Origin of the sequence: Streptomyces sp. NPDC056486 (assembly GCF_042795295.1) — a bacterium.
In the GTDB taxonomy this organism is placed as follows: domain Bacteria; phylum Actinomycetota; class Actinomycetes; order Streptomycetales; family Streptomycetaceae; genus Streptomyces.
This window is the reverse complement of sequence record NZ_JBHTSF010000106.1, coordinates 21,232-31,067: the sequence shown is the minus strand read 5'-3', so window position 1 is coordinate 31,067 and position 9,836 is coordinate 21,232. Positions and strand designations below refer to the sequence as shown.

At 69.8% G+C, this 9,836-nt stretch carries 12 protein-coding genes; 4 read left to right on the top strand and 8 right to left on the bottom strand.

Going from position 1 to position 9,836, the window contains the following annotated elements:
- Positions 1–300: 300 nt before the first annotated feature.
- Complete coding sequence (locus tag ACFQ7F_RS31915) at positions 301–687, top strand: VOC family protein (protein ID WP_383277902.1); 387 nt, start codon at positions 301–303, stop codon at positions 685–687.
- Positions 688–753: 66 nt separating this feature from the next.
- Here the strand turns inward: ACFQ7F_RS31915 and ACFQ7F_RS31910 are convergent, their stop codons facing one another.
- Entirely contained in the window at positions 754–1,947 is a 1,194-nt protein-coding gene (locus tag ACFQ7F_RS31910; protein WP_383277899.1) for an MFS transporter, read from the bottom strand.
- A gap of 104 nt (positions 1,948–2,051) precedes the next feature.
- Here ACFQ7F_RS31910 and ACFQ7F_RS31905 point away from each other — a divergent pair, with 104 nt between their 5' ends.
- A complete protein-coding gene (locus tag ACFQ7F_RS31905; RefSeq protein ID WP_383277896.1) occupies positions 2,052–2,660 on the top strand; it encodes a TetR/AcrR family transcriptional regulator in 609 nt (202 codons plus the stop codon).
- Between the two features lie 51 nt (positions 2,661–2,711).
- Here the strand turns inward: ACFQ7F_RS31905 and ACFQ7F_RS31900 are convergent, their stop codons facing one another.
- Complete coding sequence (locus tag ACFQ7F_RS31900) at positions 2,712–3,515, bottom strand: alpha/beta fold hydrolase (protein ID WP_383277893.1); 804 nt, start codon at positions 3,513–3,515, stop codon at positions 2,712–2,714.
- A 43-nt stretch (positions 3,516–3,558) separates the two neighbouring features.
- Between ACFQ7F_RS31900 and ACFQ7F_RS31895 the strand changes: the two genes are divergently transcribed.
- Both ACFQ7F_RS31895 and ACFQ7F_RS31890 read left to right on the top strand, forming a co-directional pair.
- Positions 3,559–4,461 (top strand): aminoglycoside phosphotransferase family protein, encoded by a 903-nt coding sequence (locus tag ACFQ7F_RS31895; RefSeq protein WP_383277890.1) that lies wholly within the window; start codon positions 3,559–3,561, stop codon positions 4,459–4,461.
- Positions 4,462–4,565: 104 nt separating this feature from the next.
- Complete coding sequence (locus tag ACFQ7F_RS31890; RefSeq protein WP_383277887.1) at positions 4,566–5,018, top strand: helix-turn-helix domain-containing protein; 453 nt, start codon at positions 4,566–4,568, stop codon at positions 5,016–5,018.
- 4 nt (positions 5,019–5,022) lie between these two features.
- Here ACFQ7F_RS31890 and ACFQ7F_RS31885 read toward each other — a convergent pair whose 3' ends face one another.
- The 6 genes from ACFQ7F_RS31885 to ACFQ7F_RS31860 all read right to left on the bottom strand — a co-directional run bounded on the left by ACFQ7F_RS31885 (position 5,023) and on the right by ACFQ7F_RS31860 (position 9,775).
- A complete protein-coding gene (locus ACFQ7F_RS31885) occupies positions 5,023–5,631 on the bottom strand; it encodes a ClpP family protease (protein ID WP_383277884.1) in 609 nt (202 codons plus the stop codon).
- A gap of 1 nt (position 5,632) precedes the next feature.
- The gene (locus ACFQ7F_RS31880; protein ID WP_383277881.1) at positions 5,633–6,298 is read right to left on the bottom strand and encodes an ATP-dependent Clp protease proteolytic subunit; all 666 of its coding nucleotides are present in this window, start codon (positions 6,296–6,298) and stop codon (positions 5,633–5,635) included.
- Positions 6,299–6,432: 134 nt separating this feature from the next.
- A complete protein-coding gene (locus tag ACFQ7F_RS31875) occupies positions 6,433–7,044 on the bottom strand; it encodes a hypothetical protein (protein ID WP_383277878.1) in 612 nt (203 codons plus the stop codon).
- A gap of 220 nt (positions 7,045–7,264) precedes the next feature.
- Positions 7,265–7,681 carry a hypothetical protein gene (locus ACFQ7F_RS31870; protein ID WP_383277875.1) on the bottom strand — a complete coding sequence of 139 codons (417 nt, stop codon included), beginning with the start codon at positions 7,679–7,681 and terminating at the stop codon, positions 7,265–7,267.
- Positions 7,682–7,783: 102 nt separating this feature from the next.
- Positions 7,784–8,491 (bottom strand): peptide-methionine (S)-S-oxide reductase MsrA, encoded by a 708-nt coding sequence (gene msrA, locus ACFQ7F_RS31865; protein ID WP_383277872.1) that lies wholly within the window; start codon positions 8,489–8,491, stop codon positions 7,784–7,786.
- Between the two features lie 165 nt (positions 8,492–8,656).
- Complete coding sequence (locus ACFQ7F_RS31860) at positions 8,657–9,775, bottom strand: hypothetical protein (RefSeq protein WP_383277869.1); 1,119 nt, start codon at positions 9,773–9,775, stop codon at positions 8,657–8,659.
- Positions 9,776–9,836: the final 61 nt, after the last annotated feature.

Below are 9,836 nucleotides of genomic sequence, written 5' to 3'. Positions count from 1 at the left end.
ACACCACCCCCCCCCCTTCTCCACCCCCCCCCCCCTGTGGGGGGGGGGGGCCACACACCCTGCCCCCCCGCCGCCGGGCCCCCCCGAAAGGGACAGCAGGGCGACGGCGTATGCGCGCTCTGGTCCGGGTGGCCGGAACTCGCCTCGGCCTGCGGTCCTAGTCCGCATTGCGCACCAGGTGGGGGGCCGTGTGACCGATGTCGGACGCGCGGCCCCTGCCTAGTGTGGTGGACGTCAGCACGGGGGCACTTCAGACGCAGGAACCAGACGCAGGAACCAGACGCAGGAAGAGGTCGCACGATGTCCATCGCGCTCAACCACACCATCGTCACCGCCACCGACAAGAAGGCGTCGGCTCAGTTCCTCGCCGACATCCTCGGCCTCGAAGTGAGCCCCCAGTTCGGCCCGTTCATCCCCGTCGAGATCCCCAACGGCGTCACGCTGGACTACGCGGACAGCGACGGCGGGCCGATCACCTCTCAGCACTACGCCTTCCTGGTCTCGGAGGACGAGTTCGACAGCATCTTCGGCCGCATCAAGGACGCGGGCCTCACCCACTGGGCCGACCCGTACCACAAGGCTGCGGGCGAGATCAACACCAACGACGGGGGCCGGGGCACGTACTTCGAGGACCCGAACGGCCACAACCTGGAGATCTTCACCAAGCCGTACGGCAGCGGAAGCTAGCTGGTGGCTCGGCTCGCGGCGTCGGGTGGGTGACAAGCCACGAGGAGTGGTCCGGTCAGTTCTCGGTCAACGCCCTGCGGGGAATGCCGCGCGCCGGCCGAAGCCGACCATGACGAGCGCCATGAGCGTGAGGGCGATCATCCCGGCTGGAAGAACCGGGGCGCCCACGCCATCGACGAGCACAGCCCCCACAGCACTGCCCGCAAAGATCGCCAGGTTGAAGGATGTCGTCAGCATCGCGTTGGCCGCATCGGCGTTCTCACCCGCGGCCTCCCCCATGGCCGTCTGCAACTGCGTCGCCGAGCCGCCGAACGCGAGGCCCCACAGGACGATCGCGAGCAGCACGAGCACGGTGGACTGCTGCGCGGCGGCAAGAAGCGCTGCGGCGACGATGAACAGGATCACGCTCGCCAGGGTGAGCCTGCGCAGTGCGCGGTCGATGAACACGCCGGTGATCCAGATCCCTCCGAGCGCGGCGACGCCGAAGACGAGAAGTGTGACGTCGGGCCGGAGCGCGAGACGCATCTGCTGCAGGTAGGAAGCGATGTAGGTGTAGAGCAGGTTGTGCGCGAGCATCCAGACGAAGACGACGGCGAGGATGGTCGCCACGCCGGGAATGCCCGGCACTCGGCTGAGCGGAGCGCGTGTCCGCGCCGGCTGCCCCGGGGCGTCGGGCACGAGGAACTTCGCGAGGACCATGACGATGACGCTGAGCAGTGACATCGCGGCGAAGGACCAGCGCCACCCGACCGTCGAGCCCAGCCAGGCGCCGAGGGGGGTTCCGACGGACAGCGCGACGGGGGTTCCGGTCATGGCGATGGCCAGGGCACGCCCGGCGTGCTCAGGTGCGGCGATACGCCGGGCGTACCCGGCGAGCATGCCCCACAGCAGACCGGAGAAGGCTCCCGCGACGAACCGGGCGGCAAGGGCGACGGTGAACGACGGCGATACCGCGGTGACGGTGTTCGCGACGAGGAACCCGAGCAGGCCCGCAAGGAGGAGGGGCTTGCGTCGTGCCCCGCGCGTCAGCGTGATCGCGGGTATCGCCGCGAGGACCGTTCCGATCGCGTAGGCGCTCACGAGCTGGCCGGCGCCGCCTTCGGAGACGTCGAGCCCGGCAGCGAGCTGCGGGAGCAGCCCCGCAGGCAGCGTCTCGGTCATGATCACGATGAATCCCGTCAACGCCATCACCACCAGTGCCGGAACGGGGAACGGCTTGTGCGCTCGCTCGCGGACCGGCGTGGGGCTCGTTGTGGTCATCGGGCGGACTCCTCCGCTAGTTATGGATTGACTGATCCGATATTGACCGTCGTGCTGACGCGTGTCAAACTGGATCAGTCAGTCCGCAATAGAGGAGGTTCGCCGTGTCCCCCGTCGGCCGTCCCCGCATCTTCGACATGGAGGCCGTCCTGGAGGCTGCGATGCTGCTGTTCTGGGAACAGGGCTACGAAGCGACGTCGCTGGCCCAGCTCCGCGAGACCACAGGGCTGTCCTCCGCGAGCCTCTACGGCGCCTTCGGCTCGAAGGAGGGACTGTTCGAGAAGGCCGTCGAGCACTACATCGCCGGACCGGGCAGCGTCACCGATGTCGTGGCCGACGAGGCGGAAAGTCCCCGCGAGGCCATCGCCCGGCTCCTCCACGGGTCGATCACCATGCAGACCGACACATCCCACCCTCGTGGATGCCTCGTCGCCCTCTCGGGGACGGTCCGGGCACCGGGAGCGGGCGAGGCCGGAGCGCGAAAGGTCGTGGCGGCGCGCCGCGCGGCGGACCGGGCACGCATCAGGGCGTGCGTCGTACGCGGCATCGCCTCGGGAGAACTCGCCGAAGACACCGACGTGGACGGCGTCACCTCCATGATCCACGGCTTCTTGCTCGGTATTTCGACACAGGTCTGTGACGGCACATCGGCACGGCACCTGCACGCCGCGGCCGACGCCGTGCTCGCGAACTGGGACACACAGGGGCGCTGACGACCGCCGGGCAACCCGTCGATCACCCGGCCGGCGCTGCGAGCCGAGCCGCTAGCCCTCTTCCCCCTTCAGGAAGTCGAGCACGAGCGGCGTCGCGACCTGCGCGAACTCCTCGAAGTACGCGTGCCGCGCACCGGGGAGGAGCCGCATCCGCGCCCCGGGGACGCGTTCCGTGAGCAGGGGCGCGTTGGCGGTCGGGTTGAACGCGTCGTCGGTTCCGTGCACGACGAGCGTCGGGGCCTTGATCCGCGGCAGCGCGTCCCAGGAGTCGTGCCGGGCGCTGGCGCGCAGATGGCGCCGGCGTGCGTGCGGGGGCATGGACGGATCGCCGAGGGTGTGGAACACAGGCTCCTCGGAGGCGTGCTCCCGCTCGGCGATCCACTCCGGGGTGTACATCAACTCCAGCAGGGCGCGGCGCGCGGCCGCCGCGTCGGGCCGGCTGAGGGCGGCGCGCACCTCGGGCCCGCGCTCGATACCGTGCGGCGCCCCCGGTGACGTACAGCCGAGTACGAGCCGGTCGACCCGCTCCGGATGGTCGGCGGCGATCCACTGGGCGACACGGCCGCCCATCGACGTGCCGTACACATGGGCGCGGTCGATCCCCGCGTGGTCGAGAACGGCGATGACGTCGCGGGCGAAGCCGGGCGTGCTGTAGCTGTCGGTGTCGGGGCGGCCGCTCTCGCCGGTGCCGCGCCAGTCCAGTACGACGGTCAGGTACGAGGCCGCGAAGTCGCCCCGCACCGGTTCCCACCAGCGGCGGCTGTTGGACTGACCGCTGAGCAGGACCAAGGGGCGGCCGGAGCCGTGGACTTCGTAGTGCAGGGCGGTGCCGTCGGCGGCTTCAGCGAGGGGCATGGGGTGAACGGTAGCCACACGCTGGTTTCGTTAGGGTGCCGGGATGATCGATCCACCCGAGGACTTCGCCGCGAGCACCGTCCAGCGGGAGGGTGAGCGCGGCCGCTCATGGCTGGCGTCCCTGCCGGAACTGGCCGACGAACTGCTCGACCGCTGGGGCTGCGTGCCGTCGGCGCCGGTCACGCACGGGCAGGTGGGCGTCATCATTCCGGTCCTGCGCCGGCACGACGGGTTGCCCGCCGTCCTGAAGATCTCCTTCCCGCACCCCGGCAACGTCTACGAACCGCACGCCTTCACCGTGTGGGAGGGGCGGGGCGCGGTCCGTCTGCACGAGCGGGACGACCCGCGGTTCGCGATGCTCCTGGAGCAGGCGGGGCCCGGCTCGCTCGCCGACGAGCCGGACGCCGAGACGGCGCTCACGGCCGCGGGCCTGCTCGCCCGGCGCCTGGCCGTACCGGCGCCCGCGGAACTGCCCCGGGTGAGCGCGCTGTGCGGCGAGTGGGAACGCGAACTGAGGGACGGCGACAAGGAGTTGGGGTCGCCGTTGGCCGCCCGTCTGCTCGATGCCGCGATCGGCACCCTGCGCGAACTGGGGCCCGACCAGCCGGACACCCTCATCCACGGCGACCTGCACGTCGGCAACGTCCTGCGGGGCGAGCGCGAACCCTGGCTCGCCATCGATCCCAAGGGGTACGCGGGCGACCCGGCGTACGACTCGATCACGCTGCTCCACCACCGCTTCGAGGAGTTGCTCGCCGCCACCGACGCGAAGGCGGCCGTCCTGCGCCGCCTCGCCGTCTTCTCGGACGCCGCCGAGATCGACCCGGAGCGGGCCCGCCGGTGGACGCAGGCGCGGGCGGTGACCATGGCGTACTGGGGCCGGCTGCACGGTGATGCGCAGTGGCGGATCCTGGCGGCGGACGGCTTGGCGGAGGCGCTCGCGTAAATAAGGCCAAGTGGCTAAGTAAGGCGCATGGTGTGGGCTTTGATTTCGCCGGGGGCGGAACGCTGATCCCTTCCGGTGGGCCGGGCGGCTCATACCCTGAGAAGGTGAGCAGCCATGAGCGGAACCTTGAGGTAGATCCCGAGCCTGCGCAGGCCGAGCGGGGGGCTCGCGTCATCCCCCTGCGCCCGCGCTCGCACCAGGCGCAGACGCCCGCCGCGCCGGTGCGTGCAACTCCCGTGTCCCCAGTGCCTCCGGCGGCCAAAGAGCCACTGTGGCGGGACATCGTCGGTGACGTGCTGCGCCGCGAGCGCCTCGCTCAGGAACGTACGCTCAAGGACGTGGCGGAGGCCGCCCGCATCTCGATGCCGTACCTCTCCGAGGTGGAGCGCGGCCGCAAGGAGGCCTCGTCCGAGGTCCTCGCGGCCGGCGCCCGTGCTCTCGGCCTCAGCCTGGCGGACCTACTCTCCTTGGCCCAGGGCGAGTTGACCCGCCAGACCCGCCACGCACAGTCGGCGCGACCGCGTCCGCGTCAGGGAGACATCCGCCTGGCCGCTTGAGGGGTCAGGCCGCCGCCGCGAGCATCCGCCGGCTGAGCACCTCGTCGGCGAGCCCGTACGCCACCGCGTCCTGCGCGGTGAACACCTTGTCGCGGTCCATGTCCGCGCGCAGCGTGGCGACATCGTGCCCCGAGTGCCGGGAAAGGACGTCCTCCACCTGCGAGCGGATCCGCACCATCTCCTTGGCCTGGAGGGTCAGGTCGGAGACCGTCCCCTGCTGCCCGCCGCTCGCGGGCTGCCCGAGCAGCACACGCGAGTGTTCGAGCACGAACCGCCGCCCGGGATCGCCGCCGGCGAGCAGCACGGCGGCGGTGGAAGCTGCCTGACCCACGCAGAACGTGGAGATCGGGGCGCTGATGAAGCTCATGGTGTCGTAGATGGCCATGAGCGAAGTGAACGAGCCACCGGGGGAGTTGATGTAGATGGAGACCTCGCGCTCAGGGTTGGACGACTCCAGGTGGAGCATCTGAGCGATGACGACATTGGCGACCCCGTCGTCGATCTCGGTTCCGAGGAAGATGATCCGCTCCGAGAGCAGCCTGCTGTAGACGTCGTAGGCGCGCTCGCCCTGCGGGGTGCGCTCGATGACGGTCGGAATCGTGTACTGGCTCATGTCAGACCCCCAGTCCCATCCGCGGCTTGGCCGAGGCCGGCCGCACGTCGGCGAGCGAATCGAGAACGCGGTCGACCATCCCGTACTCCGCGGCCTGCTCGGCGGTGAACCACCGGTCGCGATCACCGTCACGCGAGATGGTCTCCTGCGACTGCCCGGTGTGCTCGGCGGTGATCCGCTCGACGGCCTTCTTCGTGAACTCCAGGTTCTCGGCCTGGATCGCGATGTCGGCGGTGGACCCGCCGATGCCGGCGGACGGCTGGTGCATCATGATCCGCGCGTTGGGCAGGGCGTACCGCTTCCCCGCGGTCCCGACGGTCAGCAGGAACTGCCCCATGCTCGCGGCGAACCCCATGGCAAGGGTCGACACGTCGTTCGGGATCAGCCGCATGGTGTCGTAGATGGCGAGCCCCGCGGTGACCGATCCGCCGGGGCTGTTGATGTAGAGACTGATGTCGGTCCGCGGGTCCTCGGCGGAGAGCAGCAGCATCTGCGCGCAGACCCGGTTCGCGGAGACCTCGTCGACCTGGGTGCCGAGGAAAACGATCCGCTGGTTCAGCAACTGCGCGGCCAGATGATCGTCGAACCGCGACGAGGGCGTCTCGCCCTCGGAGGCCCGCGGGGCCCGCGCGAAGGCGGGGTCCAAGCCATTGGCGATGGGTGGCATCGGTCGTCCTCCTGACGGTGGGAGCGGCTCACTTGCGGGCCGCTGTCCTGTCCCACCACCTTCGGGTCACCGCCCTCACCGCGTAAGAGTTCTTGGCCTGCAGCAGATTCGCTGACGGCAGAGGCCCTACGGGGTCAGAGACCGTCTGGGTGCCCGGAGAGCCAGGCGGCATGCAGGTCACGGAGCCGGTCGCGCTCCTCGGACGTCGTCAGGATGACGTCAGCGCCACCGTCGTAGGGATGGTGGATGCGTCGAAGCTCCGTGTCGGTGATGAACACTTCGACGAGCTGCTCGTTCGCGACGGCGCGTAGCAGTTCATCAAGGCAACCGCGTTCCCACGGGCGCCGGTCGGCGTACAGGCGGGTGTGGGTGTGAAACTCCGGATCGGGATCGTCCTGCTCGGACTCGGTCCACCAATGGATGCCATCAGGATGCAGCGTCTCTCGGTGTGTCGAGTATCCGGCGGGTCCGGTCGGGGTGTCCGACCAGTCCATGGTCACCACGAACACGTCCATGCCCGCGAACAGTTCGGCGAGGACTGTGTTGTACCGGTCCAGCGCGATCACGTACTCGTCCTCGGACGCCGGGTAGCGCTTCGAACCGGGCAGGCTGTGGAAGCGTACCCAGCGGTCGGGGTACGCGCTGCGGAAGGTGTGGGCGAGGGGAACGCAGGATGGACGGTGCTCCCGCCACAGCGCCGCGAGGCGGAGAGGACCTGGCTCGACACTCATCTCTTCGGTACTCAACGCGGCTATCTCCAAGTTCCAAGATGCTCTCGAAGATCTCGCCTCTCCTCGACACCATCACCTCGGGGCGGAATCGACTGCTCTTGCGGGACGCGTTGCGGGTCGTCGATCGATCCTCCGGGGTGCCGGTAGGCCTGTCGGCTCTCGTCAGAGGCACAGCGGCAACGATCACTCCGTGAGCAGCGACGACGCTGGTCGCCCTCCCCGCCCGCCGGTGCCCTCAGTTGACGACGACGCCAGGTACCAGCGCGACCAGACCGGAAACGAAGCTGCCTGCCCCGGCGAGTGTGACGACGGCTGCCTTGCCGTCGGAGAACAGCCCTGAGCAGAACGCGCGCACCTGCCGACGGATGATCAACATCTTCAGCTTCTGCCCACGGTGTTGGCGGATGTGGCACCCCAGCAGGAGACCGGCGGCGTTGTTGCGGCAGCCGTCCGCGCGCCCTCGAACCGCTGCGCCACACGTCACGGGCGCCTGGAAGAAGCACCACAGGAGTACGACCGCGGACAGAGTGACCACCACGGCCGGGCCGGCGGCGGAGTTGATCCACGCCGCGATCAGCAGCGCGCCGGCCAGGACTCCCCACCATTGACCCAGTCCGCCGTAAAGCTTCTTGCGTGCCCCCGAAGTCGCCATGAACAACATCGTGGCGACTGAGAAGTCCTGTCATGCCGCCGGAGTGAATCTTGACCGAAAGTGACCGCCGGACGGCTGACAGGTGGGGCTTGCCCGCTGCTGCTACTCCGTCAGCTCCGGCGCCGGAGCGATCCCCGTCGGGCAGGCCCGGCCCCAGTTCGTCTCCGAGGGGCTTTCCAGTCGCAGGCCCGTGCCGCCGATTCCGCAGTAGCCGTCCGGGTTCTTGTCCAGGTACTGCTGGTGGTATCCCTCGGCGGGCCAGAAGGGGCGGGGGGCTGCCGGGAGGATCGTCGTGGTGATCTCGCCCTGGCGGGCCGAGGTGAGGACCTGCTGGTACGCGTCGCGGGATGCCACCGCTCCCGCCTCCTGTTCGGGGGAGTGCGTGTAGATCGCCGAGCGGTACTGGGTGCCCACGTCGTTGCCCTGGCGGAAGCCCTGCGTGGGGTTGTGGGACTCCCAGAAGAGCTTCAGGAGAGCGGCGTACGAGACGCGGGTGGGGTCGAAGACCACGCGGACCACCTCCGCGTGGCCGGTCAGGCCCGAGCAGACTTCCTCGTAGGAGGGGTTCTCCGTGGAGCCGCCCTGGTAGCCGACGTACGTCGTCCAGACGCCCTCCGTCTGCCAGAACTTGCGCTCCGCGCCCCAGAAGCAGCCGAGCCCGAAGTCCGCGGTCTCCAGGCCGTCGGGGTACGGGCCCAGGAGCGGGTTGCCGAGGACCGTGTGGCGGGAGGGGACATCGAATTCGGGGGTCGCGCGACCCTTCAGGGCCTGCTCGGGGGTGGGGAGCTCGGGCGTGCGGCCGAAGAGCATGGGGCTGTCCTCCTGGGACGCTTCGGTGGGGCGAGACGAGGTGGGGTGAGTCTTGCGGCTTCTACGTCAACGTGTGCGGGGCGAGTCGCATTCCTCGGGCGCATTCCTCGGGCGGGAAGGCCGACGGCAGCTGGTGGACAGTCTCAGTGCGACAGCTGGACAGGCTCAGTGCGACAGCGTCGCCGGGCTGCCGCCGTTCGCCTCGTACCCCGCGACCGCGAGCGCGCGGTACACCGCGTAGTCCGCGGCCGGGTCGGAGGAGACCGTCCAGGGCAGGGCGCCCACGTGGCCGTCCACGTGGATCAGCTGCTTCATGGCCTCCGCCCAGCGCTCGCAGCGGACCAGGAAGAAGATCAGGAGGTGCCTGACGTGCGCCAGCATCGGGTCGTCCGGGCGGGCCGAGTGCACCGCGTAGAGCGCGCCCTCGACGGCCTTGGTGACGACCTCGCTCTCGTAGAAACCACGGACGAGGTTGACCTCGGGCAGGTGTTCGTACACCGCGAAGAGCGGGAGCGCGGAGAGGAGCGAGCCCTTGGGGGCGCGGGCCGCCGCCGCCTCAGCGAAGTTGTTCGCGAGGTCGCGCGAGCCGTGCCACTTCTCGCACCAGTAGTGAAGGGCCGCCAGGTGCGCTCCCATGTGCGCGGGCGCGCGGTCCAGGATCTTCAGCCACAGCTGCTCGAAATCCTCGCGGGAGTACGCGAGGCCACGCGCGATGGAGAGCTCGATGATGTACGGGACGGGGTCCCCGGGGGAGAGCAGCGCCGCCTGTGCGCAGGCCTCCCTCGCTTCCTCCAGGATGATCCGGAACTCGTCCGTCCCTGACGTCGACGACCGCCAGGCCTGCTGGACCAGGAACTCCGCGTGCACCGCCGCGCCGCCCGCGTCCTTGGGCGCCTCGGCCCGCCACACCCGCAGCCACTGTCCCCCGGGCTGGTCGCTGACCCCGCCGGGCCGCTGCTGCAGCTCCAGGGACGCGGCGCCCGCGAACGCCTGCACGCGCTGCCAGCGCACCTCGCCGTGGATCTCCGTGCCCGAGAGCAGTTGCGATGCCGCCTTCCAGCTCTGCGACTGCTGGACCACGTCGAGGACGTCCAGGAGGTCGCGGTCCGGTCCCGGCATGCGGATGTCCAGCTCTTCCTGACGCGCGAAGCCGTACTCGGCCGGGTCCGCGGCGTCCGGTGAACCGGGGGCGACCTGGCGGATTCCGCCGCGCCTGCGCAGCAGAACCGGGCCAAGGACCGCCCCGATCATGATCGCCGCCATCAGCACCCAGAGAATTTCCATGCCTCAAGCGAACCAGACCGGTCTGACACTTGGCGAACCAGTCTCGAACTTGTCGGCCCTC

Excerpts from the sequence above, each read along its gene's own strand:
- ACFQ7F_RS31900 (WP_383277893.1), bottom strand. The coding sequence starts at position 3,515 with ATGCCCCTCGCTGAAGCCGCCGACGGCACCGCCCTGCACTACGAAGTC.
- ACFQ7F_RS31870 (WP_383277875.1), bottom strand. The coding sequence starts at position 7,681 with ATGGCGACTTCGGGGGCACGCAAGAAGCTTTACGGCGGACTGGGTCAA.
- ACFQ7F_RS31880 (WP_383277881.1), bottom strand. The coding sequence starts at position 6,298 with ATGCCACCCATCGCCAATGGCTTGGACCCCGCCTTCGCGCGGGCCCCG.
- ACFQ7F_RS31860 (WP_383277869.1), bottom strand. The coding sequence starts at position 9,775 with ATGGAAATTCTCTGGGTGCTGATGGCGGCGATCATGATCGGGGCGGTC.
- ACFQ7F_RS31895 (WP_383277890.1), top strand. The coding sequence starts at position 3,559 with ATGATCGATCCACCCGAGGACTTCGCCGCGAGCACCGTCCAGCGGGAG.
- ACFQ7F_RS31885 (WP_383277884.1), bottom strand. The coding sequence starts at position 5,631 with ATGAGCCAGTACACGATTCCGACCGTCATCGAGCGCACCCCGCAGGGC.
- msrA (WP_383277872.1), bottom strand. The coding sequence starts at position 8,491 with ATGCTCTTCGGCCGCACGCCCGAGCTCCCCACCCCCGAGCAGGCCCTG.
- ACFQ7F_RS31910 (WP_383277899.1), bottom strand. The coding sequence starts at position 1,947 with ATGACCACAACGAGCCCCACGCCGGTCCGCGAGCGAGCGCACAAGCCG.
- ACFQ7F_RS31915 (WP_383277902.1), top strand. The coding sequence starts at position 301 with ATGTCCATCGCGCTCAACCACACCATCGTCACCGCCACCGACAAGAAG.